General features: G+C 46.6%; 14 protein-coding genes. 7 read left to right on the top strand and 7 right to left on the bottom strand.

Annotated features, from left to right (window positions below; translation table 11 throughout):
• The first annotated feature begins 97 nt into the window (after nt 1-97).
• Both VER99_RS19790 and azu read left to right on the top strand, forming a co-directional pair.
• The gene (locus VER99_RS19790; protein ID WP_024372859.1) at nt 98-748 is read left to right on the top strand and encodes an HAD family hydrolase; all 651 of its coding nucleotides are present in this window, start codon (nt 98-100) and stop codon (nt 746-748) included.
• Between the two features lie 278 nt (nt 749-1,026).
• Nucleotides 1,027-1,479, top strand: coding sequence for an azurin (azu, locus tag VER99_RS19785; protein ID WP_020335439.1), 453 nt, complete (start codon nt 1,027-1,029; stop codon nt 1,477-1,479).
• Between the two features lie 132 nt (nt 1,480-1,611).
• Here the strand turns inward: azu and VER99_RS19780 are convergent, their stop codons facing one another.
• The 5 genes from VER99_RS19780 to VER99_RS19755 form a co-directional block, all read right to left on the bottom strand.
• Complete coding sequence (locus VER99_RS19780; protein ID WP_014234884.1) at nt 1,612-1,962, bottom strand: cupin domain-containing protein; 351 nt, start codon at nt 1,960-1,962, stop codon at nt 1,612-1,614.
• Entirely contained in the window at nt 1,959-3,275 is a 1,317-nt protein-coding gene (locus tag VER99_RS19775) for an NAD(P)/FAD-dependent oxidoreductase (RefSeq protein WP_014234885.1), read from the bottom strand. Before VER99_RS19775 ends, VER99_RS19780 begins: the two co-directional genes overlap by 4 nt.
• Before the next feature lie 12 nt (nt 3,276-3,287).
• Nucleotides 3,288-4,712, bottom strand: coding sequence for an FAD-dependent oxidoreductase (locus VER99_RS19770; RefSeq protein ID WP_020335440.1), 1,425 nt, complete (start codon nt 4,710-4,712; stop codon nt 3,288-3,290).
• Nucleotides 4,713-4,868: 156 nt separating this feature from the next.
• Nucleotides 4,869-6,293 carry an aldehyde dehydrogenase family protein gene (locus VER99_RS19760; RefSeq protein WP_020335441.1) on the bottom strand — a complete coding sequence of 475 codons (1,425 nt, stop codon included), beginning with the start codon at nt 6,291-6,293 and terminating at the stop codon, nt 4,869-4,871.
• A 1-nt stretch (nt 6,294) separates the two neighbouring features.
• Complete coding sequence (locus VER99_RS19755) at nt 6,295-7,482, bottom strand: aromatic ring-hydroxylating oxygenase subunit alpha (protein WP_020335442.1); 1,188 nt, start codon at nt 7,480-7,482, stop codon at nt 6,295-6,297.
• A gap of 321 nt (nt 7,483-7,803) precedes the next feature.
• On the opposite strand from VER99_RS19755, the gene VER99_RS19750 reads away from it, so the two are divergent.
• Nucleotides 7,804-9,540, top strand: coding sequence for a BCCT family transporter (locus VER99_RS19750; protein ID WP_031779249.1), 1,737 nt, complete (start codon nt 7,804-7,806; stop codon nt 9,538-9,540).
• Nucleotides 9,541-9,644: 104 nt separating this feature from the next.
• Here the strand turns inward: VER99_RS19750 and VER99_RS19745 are convergent, their stop codons facing one another.
• Both VER99_RS19745 and VER99_RS19740 read right to left on the bottom strand, forming a co-directional pair.
• Nucleotides 9,645-10,595: a LysR substrate-binding domain-containing protein gene (locus tag VER99_RS19745; protein ID WP_014234890.1), complete on the bottom strand. Its 951-nt coding sequence runs from the start codon at nt 10,593-10,595 to the stop codon at nt 9,645-9,647.
• Nucleotides 10,596-10,845: 250 nt separating this feature from the next.
• Nucleotides 10,846-12,672 carry an ABC transporter ATP-binding protein gene (locus tag VER99_RS19740; RefSeq protein WP_020335444.1) on the bottom strand — a complete coding sequence of 609 codons (1,827 nt, stop codon included), beginning with the start codon at nt 12,670-12,672 and terminating at the stop codon, nt 10,846-10,848.
• A gap of 145 nt (nt 12,673-12,817) precedes the next feature.
• Between VER99_RS19740 and VER99_RS19735 the strand changes: the two genes are divergently transcribed.
• Genes VER99_RS19735 through fhuB form a run of 4 tightly spaced genes read left to right on the top strand, consistent with a single transcriptional unit; the run spans nt 12,818 to nt 18,636 of the window.
• Entirely contained in the window at nt 12,818-14,914 is a 2,097-nt protein-coding gene (locus tag VER99_RS19735; RefSeq protein WP_020335445.1) for a TonB-dependent siderophore receptor, read from the top strand.
• 52 nt (nt 14,915-14,966) lie between these two features.
• The gene (locus tag VER99_RS19730) at nt 14,967-15,752 is read left to right on the top strand and encodes an ABC transporter ATP-binding protein (protein WP_020335447.1); all 786 of its coding nucleotides are present in this window, start codon (nt 14,967-14,969) and stop codon (nt 15,750-15,752) included.
• Entirely contained in the window at nt 15,743-16,672 is a 930-nt protein-coding gene (locus VER99_RS19725; RefSeq protein ID WP_020335449.1) for an iron-siderophore ABC transporter substrate-binding protein, read from the top strand. Before VER99_RS19730 ends, VER99_RS19725 begins: the two co-directional genes overlap by 10 nt.
• Nucleotides 16,669-18,636 (top strand): Fe(3+)-hydroxamate ABC transporter permease FhuB, encoded by a 1,968-nt coding sequence (gene fhuB / locus VER99_RS19720; RefSeq protein ID WP_020335450.1) that lies wholly within the window; start codon nt 16,669-16,671, stop codon nt 18,634-18,636. The genes VER99_RS19725 and fhuB overlap by 4 nt, the downstream gene beginning before the upstream one ends.
• The last annotated feature ends 39 nt before the right edge of the window (nt 18,637-18,675 follow it).

Genomic DNA, 18,675 nt, shown 5'->3' with positions numbered 1-18,675 from the left:
AGAATCAATGCTGTAAACACGCGACCAGTTTAAATTCGCGAGAAATAAAGTGTGACTTATGTCAGAATACCCCATCACTCAACAAACAGGCAAAGTAATGAATTATCACGCTGCTATTTTTGATATGGACGGTTTGCTTCTTGATACTGAGCGTGTCTGTATGCGCGTGTTCCAAGAAGCCTGCGAAGTACAACAACTTCCTTTTTACACGGAAGTATACCTGTCAATCATTGGGCGTAATGCCGCAGGTATTGAAGCCATTTTCCGCAAAGCTTATGGAAATGATCTGGACCGCCTGCATCAAGAATGGCGAACCCGTTACAACGCTGTAGTCAAGCACCAGGCGATTCCTGTAAAAGAGGGCGTCGTTGAACTGCTAGAATGGCTGAAAGAGCAGAGTTTACCTATCGCCGTTGCGACATCGACAGCTAAGGATGTCGCTAAGATCAAACTTGAACTGGCAGGGTTGAGCAAATATATCGACAACCTGACGACAGGTTGTGAAGTAAGCAATGGTAAACCTGACCCGGAAATCTACTTACTTGCTGCCAACAGACTGAATGTTGAACCGACTAAGTGCCTGGCTTTTGAAGATTCAAACAATGGTGTGCGTGCCGCTGTCGCTGCTAATATGTCGACTTATCAGATCCCAGATTTGGTAGAGCCATGTGACGAAGTACGCCAATTCGGTCATTCTATCGTCCCTTCGCTACACGATGTTCTGAAAGAATTGAAACAAACTCGATAACACACCTGCTCTTCACAATAAGCTCAGCCTAATGGTTGAGCTTTTTCATTTTTCGCTTAATACCAAATCGCCTGCTATTTTTTATCTGTCTCTTATTTTGTGCAGTTTCCACTCGCAATGCTTCATGTGATCAATCATAGAGATGAATGAGTATAAGTTTGCAACAAAGTGTCAACGTACCGCTCACAGCACAGTTTTACGATATTAACTCGTTGATAATGAGAACTATTGGTTCATATGAAACCAGTCAGCCAAAAATATAAAATGGAGAGTGTTATATGTCTTTACGTTTATTAGCAGCAACCTTTGCACTTGTTGGAGTAAGCTTTGGCGCACAAGCCAGTGCCGAGTGTGAAGTATCTCTGGATGCTAACGATATGATGCAGTTTTCTACCAAAACTCTGAGTGTTCCGGCAACGTGTAGCGAAGTAACGTTGACTCTGAACCACACTGGTAAAATGCCAGCGCAGTCAATGGGTCACAACGTTGTTATTGCAGATACAGCGAACATTCAAGCCGTCGGCACCGATGGTATGAACGCAGGTGCGGATAATAACTACGTGAAGCCTGATGACGAGCGTGTCTATGCTCACACCGACGTCGTTGGTGGCGGCGAAAGTACAAGTATCACTTTCAGCACAGAAAAAATGACCGCGGGCGGTGACTACTCTTTCTTCTGTTCATTCCCTGGCCACTGGGCAGTCATGCAAGGCAAGTTTGAATTCAAATAAAATCTTGTGACCTAGCGTGATGTAAAGATTTAAGGGAAGCTCAGGCTTCCCTTTTTAATCGAAACTCAATGTTAGTTCTCAGTTTAGCAGTCTAAGAACATGAAAAGTCATGCCTACAAACCTCTGATCGTGTTATTCGATTCCGTGCAGTTCCTTCCAGTTTCCCGGGTGTACAACATAACCAAATAACGCGTGTCCGCCATAAACTAACTCGGTACCTTCAGGAATCCAAAGCATTTGTCCGGGGCGAACAAAATGGGTTTCTCCATTTGCGGTCAGTTCAAAACACCCTTCTATGACGAAAACCACTTCATCATAAAGTACTGTCCACGCAACTTCTGCGCCTTCCCACTTAGCAAATCCAACACCAATATTTGGTGAAATTTCCGGGCTGAGCGCTCTTGCTACATAAGCCATGCCAGGAGTATCACCGCGCACGTTGAAGTCGAGTGTTTTGCTATCTACGAGTTTTACTTGCTTCATAATTCACTCCGGCTTTGCCACTTAGCTAATTGAATACGACTCCTCACTCCCATACCCAAAAACGGCTCTGGCGGATTCAGGCTAGGCATACCGGTTACTTGTTGAATGTCATCCAGAAGTTTGGAGGTCGCCCCTACTGCATAATCCGCAAGTAAAGTGCCGGAAACTGTTCCCCATGCGGCCCCAACGCCATTGTCACAAGCACTGGCATACACCCCTTTGTCGAGCTGACCAAAGAAATTGGTGAAATTTCGAGAGATGGCATAAACACCACCCCACGTGTGAGTAAAAGGTACATCGGCAAGTTCTGGATAACGGGCCAAAAACACTTGACGATGATCTTCTTGAATACTCTGCCTCATTTTGTCACTAACACTTGAGCCATACTTAGGTACGTGTTTGTAAGTATTACGAATCAGTATTCGGCGATCCGCTGTCATACGAAGCGTCGTCCCCGCATGGTCAGCCGGAGTCAGCCCCCAGTTTAGTTCACCACCATAACGCTGCATTTCGGCGTCCGTCAGAGGACGTGTCCAACTCGCGAACGTCATCACCGGAAGCAGTCGATTTTTCAGGTAGCCAAACTCTCGAGTAAAAATGCTGGTTCCTAGTAACAATTCTGGAGTGCGAACTGAACCTTTATCGCCATGCAACACCCAATTGTCATTCTCTTTACTCAGGCGGCGAATAGGAGAGTTTTCTAGCACTTCTACGTTATCAGGCAAGCTCTCACCCAAACCGTGAACTAGTGCTGCTGGCTGCATTAAATAACCACCTGGAGTGTAAATGGCTCGGCTGTAGTAATTTGTACCGAGTACTTTTGCAAGTTCTGCTCGATCCACGTGGAAATACGGTTCGCCCAAGTCTTTCATCAAGTGCTCAAAGTGATCGAGATAAGCCTCGCCCCTTTCTCCAACAGCGCCCTGATATTTACCTTTTGCGGACCACTGGCAATCAATATTGTATTTGCTGATCAAACAATCTAATTGACCGATCGCAGAACGGTTTAACGCCAGTAACTTCTGCTTATGAGCTGGGTCCGGATGCTCTAAAGAAAACTTATGCGGTAAGTCGATCACAAATCCAGAATTTCTCCCTGAGGCTCCCTGACCTATGCGCTGCGCATCAATCAAGAGAATTCGTGCATCAGGTTCATGCTCAGCTAAACGTCTCGCCATCGCAAGACCCGCAAACCCAGCGCCCAATACCACGTAATCTGCATTTATATTCCCTTGCAACGAAGGTTTTGCTGGCGTTTTTGGTAGCGCATGATACCAGCCACATGTTGCATCATCGTTTGGTAAATGAATCATTATCGGCCTCCGTTACGCCGCAGATTGTTTTAGTGATAATTGTTCGAGCCATGGAGAGCGCAGAGACTGGACTTTTCGGCCTAGTAGCGCAAATCCAATCATCGAACCTTCCACCGAGTACCATGCTGCTGTTAATTCCTCACCCTGCTTTTCTATGTGCCACTGTCCTTGTGCATTAGGTGAGACAGGGAAGATGGTCAACGGAAGAATCGGTGTTTTCACAATCACTGGTGTTGGCGTTAACGTAATAGGCGTTATTTCACCCAATAGGCTCTTCGCCAGAGACGGAATCATTTGGTTGATAGGCGCAATATACGGCTGCCAGCCTTGTTCGGTTTCAACACAGTCCCCTAACGAGTAAATGTTTTCATCACTTGTCTGGGCAAATTGGTTTACTTTAATGCCGCGGCCAATTTCCAGCCCTGCTTGCTCAGCCAGAGAAACATTAGGTTTAAGCCCCACAGCACTAAGGACCAAGTCCGCGGTGATCTTTTTCCCGCTCGTCAGGTGGAGTTCCGCGCTGGTGTCAGCCATTGGCTCAATTTTCGCAATGCTGTCTTGCAGTAACCACTGTACGCCACGTTCACTTAGGGCATTTTGTAGTGATTCGCCCAACGGCTGAGGGATCATGCGCTCCATTGGCCACTGCCCTAAACCAATGACGCTGACTTCAAAACCACTTTCAATCAGGTCGTTAGCAAACTCACAGCCAATTAAGCCATCACCCAGAATAGCGATGCGCTTTTTACCTTGAAGTTGAGATCTAAAACGACGGTAATCGACCAGATCATTGACGCTAACCACGTACGAACGGTCACCTTCAATAGGAATTTCAATAGGTGATGCTCCCGTCGCTAGCACCAGACGGCTATAACGGTACTGACCAATCGATGTGTGTAATGTTGAGTTAGCGCGATCAATATGCTCGACACGAGTATGTGGGTAAAGTCGGATATTTAAACGATTCTCCCACTCCAATGCACTTTCCGTTTGCAGTGCATCACCATTTTTGCCCATTGCCAGAGCATTCGAAAGCGCTGGTTTACTGTACAGAGCACCGTCATCACAGGTAAAGACGGTAATTGGAACATTGGCAGACTGGGCTCGAAGCGCCGAAGCCAACTGATAACCACTATGTCCACTGCCAATAATGACAATAGGATCCGTCGAAAAGACTGGCTGGCTCACTGAAGGAGGAAGTGGTTGATCCAATGGCGTTGAACCCGTACCCGATAAAACAGGCGCAACAGCCTCTTCGTCAATCACATCACCCGTGATTTCAATCATTTCGAAATCAGCCTTTCCAACCAAGCAATCTGGGCATAACCAATCATCCGGCACATCTTCCCATGCCGTTCCTGGTGCTATCCCATCAGCAGGCCAACCTTGGGCTTCATCGTAAATTAAGCCACAAATAATACAGAGCCACTTTTTCATCACTTTTTCTCCAACTACCTTGTTCCAATTTCCCGTGCCTGTTCACTACTTACTCATAGAAAAGTGAAAGTTTCATCGCACTCACACCATCTTGTGGTCTGAAATCCAAGAAGGTGTGAGGCGAAGAAATCTGTTACACGTCGGCTAAGCGTCGCTCTATTGCTGCAAACGAATAGCGATGTTGCGCGTATGGACATAGCTATAAATCGCTTCTTGCCCTTTTTCTCGTCCAAAACCGGACAGCCCGACACCGCCAAATGGGGTTTCTATGCCACCAGCAAACCACTCGTTAATAAACACTTGTCCGCCACGTAGCTGTTGAGCAACGCGCAAGGTTTGGTTCATGCTCTCACCAAATACGCCAGCAACTAAGCCAAACTCTGTACCATTGGCCATTGCCACAGCTTCTTGCTCGGTTTCAAATGGCATGACCACCAGTACAGGACCAAACACTTCTTCCTGCGCAATACGCATGTCTGGTGTGGCTTCAATGACTGTCGGCGCGACAAAGTAGCCAGACAAATCCGGTGCATAACCACCTGTAAGGATGTTCGCGCCATCTGCTCGTGCTTGCTCGATCATTTCCAGCACTCGTGCTTGCTGATCAGCAGAAACCAACGGTGTGATATCAGGCTGGCTTTCGCCTTGACCAATTGAAAGTCCTTCAGCCATTGATACCACTGCGGCTTTCACTTCTTCATAGCGGTCTTTGTGAACCAGCAATCGAGACATAGCCGAACAAACCTGACCGGCATTAAAGTAGATACCGACCTGAACGCTTTTCAGTAGTAAGTCCAGATTGACATCTTTCAGCGCGATAGCCGCAGATTTACCACCCAGTTCCATTACCGATGGCGTTGCTCTGTGCGCCGAATCTTTTAGAATTCGCTGGCCAGTTGGAACCGAACCAGTAAAGACGATTTGGTCGACCTCCTGGTGCTGCACTAAGTGACTACCAACCACTGAGCCTTTACCACAAAGCAAGTTGATGGTGCCTTTCGGAAAACCGGCTTTTTCGATGGCTTTAATCAATAAGGTCATTGCCAGTGGTGAAATCTCTGGCGATTTAATCACTACTGCGTTACCGGCAGCTAAAGCGGGCGCGAGCGAACGCGCACAAATGGATACCGGAAAATTCCAAGGAACTATCTGTACACTTACGCCAAACGGTACATATTGAGTGAAGTCGACGTAATCTTTCCCCAGTGGGATTGAAGTGCCTTCTAGTTTGTCCGCCATGCCTGCGTAGTATTCGAAGTAACGTGCCGATTCGATGAACTCATCTTTCGCATCTTGTAGTGATTTGCCATTTTCACGACATGCCACTAACCCGCCTTCATCGACCATTTCACGAATAGCCGCCGCCGCTTTTAGCATCCACTCAGTTCTTACTGCTGGACGAACATCCGAAAGGAGCCCTTGATTCACAACTCGACGAGCTGCTGCCATCGCACGATCAGCGTCAGCAATATTAGCTTCAGCTATCGTCGCGTACGGTTCCGCTGTACCTGGGTTCATAACCGTGAGGGTTTGCTCTGAGTCACACCACTCACCATCAATGTAATTTAGGTAATGAGTCATACTACTGCTCCATTGCCGACTTAACTTGTTTTGCTAACCATGTTTGGAAGAAGTGAGTTGGGACATCCATTTCTGGAGAAAACACACCGCCACCAAACCCAGGGGAGTGACGACCTTGCTGCATACCTTCAACAGCACCGATGTCCTCGCCGAATACCACACGCCAAGATTCAACCGTGGCAGTACGGCAAGCTGCAAGTTCGTCTTTGGTTGCTTCATCACCGACATAGAAAACACGCAGATGCTCAATGCTTCTACCAGCGCTGATTGGTTCAATCATCATCGCAAACGCGTGATCAGCCTGAATGCCTAACAACACGTTCGGGAATAGTGCAACGTATTCTGCATGGCGAAGTTTGTCTTCTGGCCAGCTAGGGAACTTAGGCAAATGCGTACCAGCGGTATCCGACAGGTTGTAAGCAAGGCTGCCTTGGCCTGCAAATCGCTCTTCAAACATGATGTTGTAGTGATCTTCCAGGCGCGAGTAGCTGTTCAAGCTCGGGTGAACCCAAGGCAAATGGTAGGCTTCACAGTAGTTTTCTACTGCCAGCTTCCAGTTACTGTTTACTTCGATCTCTAGATTGCCGCCCATGTTCACACGGCGCAAAAGGCCCATACCGTCTTCGCCTAAAAATGGCTTCCAACGTTCCTCTAGCGGTGCGATATGTTCTTCAAAACTTGGCGCATCACCTGAAAGGTTTACGAACACCATGTCCATCCAAATTGCTGAACGCAGTGGCTTCAACCCGTGCTTTTCGCACTTGAAGCGGTCATCTTTGTGCTGTGCGATACCGCCAATATGTGGCGTACCTTTTAGGTTACCGTCTAGATCGTAAGTCCATGAGTGGTAAGGACAACGAATCATGCCCTGCACTTCACCCGCTTCATGTACTAGCTTCATGCCACGGTGACTACACACATTATGAAAGACCTGAACTTCACCCTGACGATTTCTCATCATTAACAGCGGTAGGTTCATGAAGTCTATCGGCATCACGTAACCGTCTTTAAGAAGGTCAGAGGCAAAACCAATGCATACCCATGTGTTACCAAATACCTGATCACGTTCAAACGTAAAGTAGTCTTCATTTATGTAGGCATCGTTTGGCATCCCAGTCGCTTCACTGATTGGGTTAAGAACCTTATCGACGAGTTCAACAGGAATTAGGGTTTGGTTGACATTGCTCATATTCTTATCTCCGAAAGTCGAGTTGCATCCATTGCGGACAACATCGTGTTGTGTCAATGGAGCTGATTTTGATTAACAAACCAGCAACAAACAAACGACTTTTTTGGAGGGTATGGATGAGTTTTTATCATTCATGCATTGATCTGGGACAAGAATGCACCTTTAAAAATTGCACAAATATTAATGGCATGACTAAAAATCATTAATTGATGAGTATTAATCAGTTGAAACAACGCATAGCTCTCTCTAATCTCCCAGAAAAATTAACAATAAAACAACAAACGATAACGCTGCATACAAAAAACACTGTGAGGGACGCCTATGAGAGCAACAACAGGGATACTAAAAGGACTCAATCCGACTGTGACGATCGCATCTAAGATCATCGTCATCGGTTTTGTACTTTTCTGCGCCATTCTAGCTAACCAAGCGGGTCAATATTTCGAATCTATTTCCGGTATTCTGTTGCAGAATATGAAATGGTTTTATATCGGACTCGTTTCTTTAGTCGTCGGTTTTCTGCTCTATTTAATGATTAGCCGCTATGGGCATATTCGATTAGGTAAGGACGACGAAAAGCCCGAGTTCAGTTACCTGTCATGGGTATCCATGCTGTTTTCTGGCGGTATGGGGATTGGTTTGATCTTCTGGTCAGTCGCTGAGCCAATGTGGCACTACGCGGACAACCCTTTCACGCAGGGTTTAACCAATGAGGCTGCCACGACATCGATGAAACTGACGTTCTTCCATTGGGGACTACACCCTTGGTCAGTTTTTATTATTGTTGCGCTTGCTCTGGCCTACTTTTCCTACCGTAAAGATCTGCCGTTTACCTTACGATCTATTCTGTATCCCCTTATTGGCAACCGTATTTATGGTCCAATCGGCCACACTGTCGATATTCTTACTGTCGCAGTCACGGCCTTTGGTATCTCCCAAACCCTTGGTATGGGCGTGATTCAAATCAACTCAGGGCTAAATCAAACATTTGGTTTAGATATCGGGTTAGGCACACAACTGATCATTATCGTTTCTCTATGTACCTGTGCGGTTGCCTCAGTTCTGTCTGGCGTCGGTAAAGGGATTCGTCGTCTTTCTGAATGGAATATGTTGCTCTCTTTGCTGTTGGTACTTGTTGTGCTTTACATTGGTCCAACACGCTACATTCTGAACACACTTTTAGAGAGCACCGGTCTTTACGTGCAAAATATTGTTGGCATGAGCTTATGGAGTGACGCCCAAAATGACTCAGGTTGGCAAAACTGGTGGACAGCATACTACTGGCCATGGTGGATGACTTGGGCGCCATTTGTTGGCATGTTCATCGCGCGAATTTCTAAAGGAAGAACGATCCGTGAACTGATAGGTGGTGCTTTAATCGTACCAACACTAATCACTTTCTTATGGATCTCAGTTTTCGGTGGTGCCGCACTGAAAGTTGAGCAAGATGCTCGCGTAGCGTATGAAACTCAAGTGGTTGCAGCTCAAGAAGCTGGCCAAATGCCACCAGCAACATTTACGGGCGGAGTCATTCTCGAAGCAACGAAAGCGGATACCACTCGCGCATTATTTACGTTGTTCGATAACCTAGACACCGGTCTGTTTGGCAAAATACTGAGTGTATTAGCGTGTTTGCTGCTGGGTACCTACTTCATTACCTCCGCTGACTCAGGAACTTTGGTTCTTTGTACCTTAGATGCGGCAGGTGACAGTGAACCTCCTAAATCCATTCGTGTACTTTGGGGAATAATGATCGCCGCGATAGCTGGTGTACTGCTGTACGCAGGAGGACTGAAAGCAATGCAAACTGCGTCAATCATTGCAGGCTTTCCAATTGCAATATTTATTGCGGTAATGAGTTTGACGCTATTTCATAGTATTCGACGTGAGCCGAAACCTTGGGCGATGTTGCCAGAACACGTCCACCCGGAAGAGACCAAGCTTGATGGCCCAGTAGAGCCACTTGTAGAAAGTAAGGCGGCGATTCAGCAAACCATAACCACTGATTCAACAGCTGCTAAAAATCCAACGCTTGATCAGAAACCAGCGTTAACGTAGCAAAGTCGGTTTAATGATAACCACCTACTGAAGTAGGTGGTTTAGGGCTGAAAACAAAAAGGGGGAGTTATGCTCCCACTTTTTATATCTACTACTTTTTGTCTCTAAGAATTGGACGATTCGACTGTTTCTGCTAATCCGCGATCACCGACTTCATCCGGTAATTGCTGTAATAACCAACCGCGAAAGCGTTTCACACTCGCTGGGATTAAGCCTCTGTCTTTAGGCTCCAACATACAGAAATTCGATGGTGTTGCCAGAACATGCTCGACAGGCCTTACCAACGCGCCGCTTTGCAAATAGTCATCAACTAATGAGCCCCAAGCTAAGGCAATACCCTGACCATTAATGGCTGCTTGCAACAACATAGGGTAGTTATTAATGTTCATTCGGTTACGAGGCACAATATTCGGTAAATTTACGCCTGCAAACCACTCCTCCCAATTGACCCAGTCCCTTTGCGACTCTTCGAGATAAAGAAGCGTTTTATTAAAAACCTCTTCAGCCTCAGTCGGTTGACCAATCTTTTCTAAATACAGTGGGCTGCAAACCGGAAAAACTTCTTCAGAGAAAAGTGTCGTCACTTCCATTTCGGCGGGTGGTGTTTTGCAGTAAAACAGTGCGATATCGCAATCTAGGCGTCTTAAATCCAGTACGTTATCAGACGCCAGAATTCGTATATCGATATCATCATGCTCATTTTGAAACTCCGCCACTTTTGGCAATAGCCACAGAGCAGCCATTGCATTGGTCGTAGCGACGGTAATTTTCTGCTCCCCTTGCCACTTTTTCACTTCTCCGGTGATTTGCGCGATATCGAGTAGAGACTGACTGATCGATTGATAATATTGCAGACCTGTCGGCGTTAGGTTGATGCTGCGATTGGCACGGGTAAACATCGCTTTACCTAAATACTCTTCTAATTGTCTAATTTGACGGCTGATTGCGCCTTGAGTCACATTGAGCTCTTCAGCTGCGAGCGTAAAGCTCAAATGTCGAGCCGACGCTTCAAACGCCACTAGGCTGTTTAAAGGTGGGAGGGGTTTGATTTTCATGTTTCTTCCAGTATGGCAGCATTGTAATTATTGTTATTCCCGGCAATCTTCTGTTGCACGTGGATAACCGCCATTGTGGACAACCATCGTCAAACGACAATTTATAAATAATAAAAAATAGAGATGAATCATAAATTGCTCCACCTCAGCGGGATATATAGTGTGCCACTGCATGTTTGTTGGAATAAAAAAGGGAAGCCTGCGCTTCCCCTTTTAACCCGAGATTGATGTGATTCCAGATCAACCAATATTACTCTGTCAGAAAGCCACCGGTCTGGTGTTTCCACAACTGAGCATAAACTCCGTTAAGTTGCAGAAGCTCCTGATGCGAGCCTTGTTCGATAACCTGACCATCATCCATCACGATTAAACGGTCCATCGCAGCGATCGTCGATAAGCGGTGAGCAATAGCAATCACCGTCTTCCCTTCCATCAATACTTCAAGGTTTTCTTGAATCGCAGACTCCACTTCAGAATCCAGTGCAGACGTTGCTTCATCCATAATGAGAATCGGCGCATTTTTAAGAAGTACACGCGCGATAGCGACACGTTGACGCTGGCCGCCAGACAGTTTTACGCCACGCTCACCGACTTCAACATCGTAGCCAACATTACCTTGCTCATCTTTCAGAGTCTGGATAAATTCGTGCGCATGTGCCTTCTCAGCCGCAGCTATCACGGATTCCATAGAGGCTGCTGGATCACCATATAGAATGTTTTCTTTGATTGAGCGGTGCAGCAAAGATGTATCCTGAGTGATCATTCCAATGTGCTGACGCAAAGACTCTTGCTCTACCTGTGAGATGTCCTGTCCATCAATGCAGATTTTGCCAGAATTCACATCGTAAAAACGCAATAGCAAGTTCACCAATGTTGACTTACCCGCACCAGAACGCCCAACAATGCCGACTTTCTCGCCCGGTTTAATCGTCAGGTTCAGATTGTCAAATACGGCTTTTTCTTCGCTGTAGTTGAAACCAACGTGATCGAAGCAGATTTCACCTTGTCGAATTTGCAACGGCTTTGCATTCGGTACGTCTTTCACTTCAACGTCGTTCGAAATAGTGCTGATACCATCTACAACAGTACCAATATTTTCAAACAGTGTACTGACTTCCCACATGATCCATTTCGACATACCCTGTACACGCAGCGCAATGCTGATACCGATAGCAATCGCACCAATCGTAACTGCCGCATCCAGCCATAAATAAACGGAAATCACGCCAATAGACAACAGCAGTAAGTAGTTGATCGCATCGACACTAAACAGCAAGCAAGTCACCATTCGCATCTGACGGTATACCGTAACCAAGAACTGCTTCATGCTGCTTTCTGCATACTCAAGTTCGCGCTGAGAATGGGCAAACAACTTAACCGTAGAGATGTTGGTGTAAGAGTCGACAATACGTCCTGTCATCACAGAGCGCGCATCCGCCTGCTCAGTCGCCACGCGCTTCATTTTCGGAATGAAGTAGAGCTGGATCAGTACATACAATGCAAGCCAGATAACGATAGGTAGCATAAGTAAACCGTCTGCCTCACCCATCATCCATATCATCGACACAAAATAAACGCTGATGTAGACCAGTACATCCAGCAGCTTCATCACCGTTTCTCGAACTGCCAACGCACTTTGCATCACTTTTGTTGCAACACGGCCTGCAAAATCTCGCTGGAAGAAACCAACTGCTTGCTTAAGTAAATAACGGTGAATCAGCCAGCGAATCGACATTGGGTAGTTACCCAGCAGTGTTTGGTGCATCACCATCGAATGTACAAAGCCTAATGCCGGCATGACGACGACAACCAGGAAAAGCATCATCAACATCTGATCGCCCTGATCTTGCCAGAAAGTAGCACGATCCTGGTTAGACAATATATCGACTAGCTCACCCATGTAGCGCAACAGGGTGACTTCAGTGATCGCAATCAGCGCACTGAACACCGCCATGATAATAAGCGGCACTTCAAATCCACGCGTATAGAAACGACAAAAGCCAAACAAGGTCTTGGGTGGCTTTTCGGTTTCATGCAGGGGAAACGGTTGGGTTAGTTTTTCAAACCAATTAAACATAACAACTACTTTGGTTAGATCGATCAAATTTGCAGACGTTTTACTATCTTTTGATGCAAAAGTCAGTAAAATACGCAAACAATGGTTTAAATGATAATAATTACAATTAAGCTTTTTGTTTAAAATAATTGTCGGGAATGTATTAATGACAAATCATAACTCTCTCACCATCGCTGTTCGTAAAGCGTTGGTTTGTGCTATCGCGCCCGCTGCAGTGGTTTCGTTTATGGCACACGCACAAGATGATTCAACTGAGATGGAAACCATCACAGTCACCGCACAAGCACTTAAAGTCGAAACGCTAGCCAAAGAAACACCACGCAGCGTTTCCATTATCTCTGAAGATGAATTGCGCGTTCGCGCACCACAAAAGCTAGATGAAGCGTTACGCTACACATCAGGTGTCACATCTCAACCTTATGGCGCTGATAACGACACAGATTGGTTTAAAGTACGTGGCTTCGATGCCGCTACTTATTTGAACGGCAACCGTTTGTTCCGTGACGGCTACTACACCTGGCTCGTTGAACCATACGGTTTGGAAAGTGTTGAGGTCGTAAAAGGCCCATCAGCCATACTATTCGGTGAATCGGCACCAGGTGGCGTAGTAAACGCCGTTCAGAAAAAGCCAACGTTCACACCACAAGGTGAAGTAAAGGTTGAAGTCGGCAATAACAACCATCAGTCAATAGGCTTTGACATCGCTGACGAAGCTAATGATTCAGGTACGATGCGTTACCGCTTGGTTGGCTTGATGACCAGTCAGGATGGTGAACTGGACGATACAGAAAATGAACGTTTCTACATCGCTCCGAGCCTGGAAATCGATGTTTCAGATCGTACCATGCTGACCCTGATGGCGACCTATCTAAAGGATGATGGTGTGCCAACTAACCCATTCTTCCCAGCTGCAGGTACGCTCGTCGACTCGGAATACGGCAAGATTGATCCATCAACTAACTTAGGTGAGCCAGATTACGACAAGTATGAACGTACTCAAATCTCACTTGGTTACTTGCTTGAACATGATATAAACGACACTTGGACATTCTCACAGAACGCAAACTACGGTTCTAACGAGCTCTTTCTGCGTAGCGTTTACAGCATGCCATCTCCAGGCTGGGATTTAAACGACGACTCGCTTTACTATCGTGGAATTGTATTCCGTGACGGCAAAAACCAAAGTTTCACCTTCGACAACAATGCGGTTGGTAACTGGATGACGGACAATGCCGAGCACACGGTGTTGGTCGGTGTTGATCTGCAATATCACAACACGAAGGGTGACGAACAAGACAACTATTCATTTGGTACCGTAAACCCATTTAATCCAAGCTACGGAAACTACACACCACTGGACTCCGCGGACAACATTAAACGCGAGATCGACAAGTATCAGGCCAGTGTGTACTCGCAATACCAACTTAAATTCCACGAACAATGGATTGGTAATGTTGGCGCCCGTTACGATTGGGTGAAAACAGAAAACAGTGGTAAAGGTGCAAGCGTCGATCAGAGTGAGTCTCGCGATGATGGCGAACTGTCTCTGAGCGCAGGCCTAATGTACCTTGCGGAAAACGGCCTTTCTCCATACGCCAACTACTCTCAATCGTTTGAAGTGATCAGCACCATCGACACAGCAACCGGTAAGCTCTACAAACCACTTGAGGGTGAGCAAGTTGAAGTGGGTGTGAAATATGAACCAAGCTTTATGGATGGCTTCGTTAACATCGCATGGTTCGATATCACGCAGAAAAATGCACTGGTAACTAACCCATCAACTTGGGTGGCAACTCAGACTGGTGAAGTGACATCAACTGGTGTCGAAGTTGAAGGTACTGCTCAGTTAACTGACGACGTTAAATTACTGGCTAGCTACACCTACACTAAAGCAGAAACTGACGAGACTTACGGCAAGGGCACGCAACAAGCGGGGCTTATTCCTAAGCATCAGGCGTCTGCGTGGGTAGATTACAGCGCATACCGCCTAATTCCTGGCCTGAACGTTGGAACAGGTGTTCGTTACGTGGGTGAATCTAAAGACAACCCGGCGAGCTCGGATCTAACGGTTCCATCTGTGACACTTTGGGACGCATCTGTGACTTATGACATTTCTTCACAATGGCAGGCACAGCTTAATGTGAACAACATTCTGGACAAAGAGTTTATCTCTGGCTGCGATTACTACTGTTACTTCGGTCAGTCTCGCTCTGTGATGCTAAACGCTAACTACCGCTGGTAATTGTTCTTCCAACTCCCCTCTTATGAGGGGAGTATCATCTTGAGACCTATCCATGTTTCAACTATCTAATATTCAGATCGTTCGAGGTGGACGTCAAATCCTCGGTATCGATCAACTCAATATCCCAACCAATGAACTCACCGTGGTGCTAGGGCATAACGGCTCAGGAAAATCGACCCTGGTTAACTTGCTTTCCGGGCAAATGTCACCAGACAAAGGCTCTGTTGAGCTCAACGGTCAAAACCTCTCCTCTCTCAAAACCAAAGAACTGGCAAAACAAATCGCCTACTTACCGCAAAAACTTCCGGCTTCGGCAGGGTTAACGGTAGAAGAATTGGTTCGTTTGGGACGTTTTCCATGGCGCGGGGCGCTCGGTCGCTGGAACGCGGAAGATAAACAGATCATCTCTGAAGCGATGCAGCGTACAGGGGTCACGCCGTTCGCTCAGGCTCTGGCAGATGATTTATCCGGTGGTGAGCGTCAACGCGCTTGGGTATCCATGTTGCTTGCTCAGCAATCACCGATTTTGATTCTCGATGAACCGACTTCTGCGCTAGATGTGCACCATCAGTTTCAGTTGATGGCATTACTGTCAGAGTTAAATAAGACGGAGAATGTCGGGATCATTGTTATTTTGCATGACTTGAACCTGGCGCTTCGCTACGCCACTCACATCGTTGCTCTGAAAAAAGGGCAAATCGCTTTTGAAGGTAAAGCAGACATGCTTCTCGACGAAGCACGTTTGTCGGAACTCTATGAGTCACCAATCACACTGATCGATCATCCGACTCCGGCAGACACCCTTGCCAGCCGTAAGGTAGCCGTTGTATGCGCTTAGTCAGACGTTTACTTCAGCGCCTTGCTGCCATTGCCATTATTGTCGGGGGAATGCTTTCTCAAGCTCATGCTGCCATTACCATTAGTGACGATTATGGCTGTCACTCTTTTGCGCAAACACCGCAACGGGTGGTCGCATTAAACTGGGATATACTCGAGCAGGTTCTTGCGTTAGACGTAGAGCCGATAGCTGCACCGAACTTATCGGGCTATCGTCAGTGGGTAGTCAATCCCTATGCGCCAGAAACCATTGAAGATATTGGCACTCGCGCTGAACCGAATTTAGAAAAAATCGCCAGCTTGAACCCTGATGTCATTTTGGCTGCGTCACCACAGCAGGATCTCATTCCATTATTGTCTCAAATAGCGCCTGTGATTTATCTACCAAACTTTTCAGAAAACGAAGCGGCCGCTGAAACGGCAATCCGTCATTTTCGTACGTTGGGAAAACTGTTGGATAAGCAAGATCTTGTCGAAGAAAAACTAACCGCTTTAGATCAATCGTTTGAACAAATGCGTTTACGTCTCCACCAGCATTATCCCGATCCGCTTGAAGTACTCGTCATGCGCTTTTCCACTCCGAATACGGTGTTTCTGTCTACGGAAAACTCAACCACAGATTACGTGGTTAAACACCTGGGCTTAAACAACCCGATACATGAGTCACCTAAAGCTTGGGGCGTGAAACAAGATCGCATTAATCGTCTGCAGAATCTTGAAGACAGCTACATCTTATATGTGCAGCCGTTTCCACAAGAAGACAAGTTAAAGGACTCCCCCCTTTGGCAAGCCATGCCTTTTGTGAAAAAGCACAGAGTTAATTCAGTCAGAGCCGTTTGGGCATATGGTGGGGCAATGTCTTTACAATACATGGCTGAAGCCATCACTGATAGTTTAATTGAGTTGGCACCAGAACAATGAGAATAAAACATTACATCGGTTACTTAGCACTGATTCTGTTGCTCAGTATTTTTAGCCTGCAATTAGACACAAGCTTGTCATTAGGCGCGCAGTGGGGGCTACTGATTCAAGCAGATCTCGCCAGTGAGTTTCGTGACGTTTTCTTTCTTCAGTCTCAACTGCCGAGGCTATGTATCACCCTACTCGTCGGTGCAATGCTTGGACTAACCGGCAGTTTGATGCAACAGCTAACGCAGAACCACTTAACCTCTCCTTTGACACTAGGCACCTCCTCTGGTGCCTGGCTAGCATTGGTCGTGGTGAATATCTGGTTTGTAGATTGGGTGGCAGATTACTCCGCTTTAGCCGCAATGACAGGTGCACTTATCGCGTTTGGATTGATCATTTCTATCGCGGGTATTCGAAATATGACCGGCTTACCTCTCGTGGTATCAGGCATGGTCATTAACATACTGCTTGGATCCGTTGCGACCGCGATTATCATCCTAAATGCTCAGTTCGCGCAGAATATCTTCATGTGGGGTGCAGGGGATCTCTCTCAATACAGTTGGGAATGGTTTGAGTGGTTGCTACCACGTTCTGCAATCGCATTCATTATTGTTCTGATTGCACCGCGAATATTAACACTCTTAAAACTCGGCCAGGAAGGTGCTGCCGCACGAGGGCTAGCCGTACTCCCAGCATTTGGCGCTTTAATGGTCATGGGAATCTGGCTCGTATCAGTGTCCATTACCGCTGTCGGCATCATCAGCTTTATTGGTTTACTGACCCCGAATATTGCTCGTGCGATGGGCGCAAGAACGCCTCGTGACGAACTGATAAGTAGCCTGTTATTGGGTGCAACGCTGTTACTTGTTACCGATTCACTCGCCATCTCATTAAGCTTATGGCTGGAAGAAACAATTCCGAGTGGCGTTGCAGCTGCCGCAATCGGAGCACCTGCTTTAATTTGGTTTACTCGTAAAAAGCTCACCGCAACGGATCAGCTCAACCTTTCGATGAGTCAGGGCAAAGCGCAGCTATCAAAAGTCACGGTCGCGAGCTTAATCATCATGAGCTTTGCTGGAATGCTGGTCTACTCACTGATTACTCATGGAGCGAATGGTATTCAAGTTGCACTACCAGGAGAGTTTCAATGGCAACTGCGCTGGCCTCGCATGATTACTGCGCTCGCTGTCGGCATCGCGCTCTCGGTTGCGGGAATCATTTTACAGCGTATTGTCTATAACCCGTTAGCCAGCCCAGATATTCTCGGTGTTTCTTCTGGTGCGACATTTGCGATCATAATTACTGGCGTGATGTCCGGATCATTGCTTGCGTCATTCAATTGGGGCGTGGCTTTTTTAGGTAGTTTGACGGTCTTGCTGTTGTTGCTTCTAATTGGTAAAAGAAGCCAGTTTAACCCTTCGAACTTCGTATTGTCGGGTATTGCGCTTTCTGCTCTGCTAGAAGCATTAGTTCAATTTGCTTTGGCTCAAGGCTCTGGTGAAAGCTATAAGATCCTGCTGTGGTTAACAGGTTCGATTTATCGTGTTACCTCCCAGACGGCGGTCATGTTGACCATCGCGGTCATGATCCTTTTCGTCGGTGTATTCGCAATTTCACGCTGGTTAACACTCATTTCTATTGGCCGCGCCTTTTCTAATGCTAGAGGACTTAACCCTTCAGTTGCCAATACGATAATGCTGACCATTGTGGCCCTACTTTGCGCATTTTCAACGGCTACAGTCGGCCCCGTTTCTTTTGTTGGTCTGGTCGCTCCTCACATGGCGATGATGCTGGGCGCCAGAAAGGTAAAAGAGCAATTGCTGGTCGGAAGTTTAATTGGTGCGACACTAATGCTTTGGGCTGATTGGCTGGGCCAGATAGCCATCTATCCTAGCCAAGTCGCCGCCGGCACTTTAGTCGCAATTATAGGTAGTACTTACTTCTTATTCCTGATGCTTAAAAGTAAGTTCAACTAAATAAACAAAACCCGCTATCAAAGTAGCGGGTTTTGTTTT

The sequence above is a fragment of the Vibrio natriegens NBRC 15636 = ATCC 14048 = DSM 759 genome (genome assembly GCF_035621455.1).
Classification (GTDB): Bacteria; Pseudomonadota; Gammaproteobacteria; order Enterobacterales; family Vibrionaceae; genus Vibrio; species Vibrio natriegens.
Note: the sequence above shows the minus strand (reverse complement) of the source record. Positions and strands in the feature narration are given on the sequence as shown.

Bases quoted from the DNA above. Each gene is read 5' to 3' on its own strand.
- VER99_RS19790 (WP_024372859.1), top strand. From the start codon at position 98: ATGAATTATCACGCTGCTATTTTTGATATGGACGGTTTGCTTCTTGAT.
- azu (WP_020335439.1), top strand. From the start codon at position 1,027: ATGTCTTTACGTTTATTAGCAGCAACCTTTGCACTTGTTGGAGTAAGC.
- VER99_RS19780 (WP_014234884.1), bottom strand. From the start codon at position 1,962: ATGAAGCAAGTAAAACTCGTAGATAGCAAAACACTCGACTTCAACGTG.
- VER99_RS19775 (WP_014234885.1), bottom strand. From the start codon at position 3,275: ATGATTCATTTACCAAACGATGATGCAACATGTGGCTGGTATCATGCG.
- VER99_RS19770 (WP_020335440.1), bottom strand. From the start codon at position 4,712: ATGAAAAAGTGGCTCTGTATTATTTGTGGCTTAATTTACGATGAAGCC.
- VER99_RS19760 (WP_020335441.1), bottom strand. From the start codon at position 6,293: ATGACTCATTACCTAAATTACATTGATGGTGAGTGGTGTGACTCAGAG.
- VER99_RS19755 (WP_020335442.1), bottom strand. From the start codon at position 7,482: ATGAGCAATGTCAACCAAACCCTAATTCCTGTTGAACTCGTCGATAAG.
- VER99_RS19750 (WP_031779249.1), top strand. From the start codon at position 7,804: ATGAGAGCAACAACAGGGATACTAAAAGGACTCAATCCGACTGTGACG.
- VER99_RS19745 (WP_014234890.1), bottom strand. From the start codon at position 10,595: ATGAAAATCAAACCCCTCCCACCTTTAAACAGCCTAGTGGCGTTTGAA.
- VER99_RS19740 (WP_020335444.1), bottom strand. From the start codon at position 12,672: ATGTTTAATTGGTTTGAAAAACTAACCCAACCGTTTCCCCTGCATGAA.
- VER99_RS19735 (WP_020335445.1), top strand. From the start codon at position 12,818: ATGACAAATCATAACTCTCTCACCATCGCTGTTCGTAAAGCGTTGGTT.
- VER99_RS19730 (WP_020335447.1), top strand. From the start codon at position 14,967: ATGTTTCAACTATCTAATATTCAGATCGTTCGAGGTGGACGTCAAATC.
- VER99_RS19725 (WP_020335449.1), top strand. From the start codon at position 15,743: ATGCGCTTAGTCAGACGTTTACTTCAGCGCCTTGCTGCCATTGCCATT.
- fhuB (WP_020335450.1), top strand. From the start codon at position 16,669: ATGAGAATAAAACATTACATCGGTTACTTAGCACTGATTCTGTTGCTC.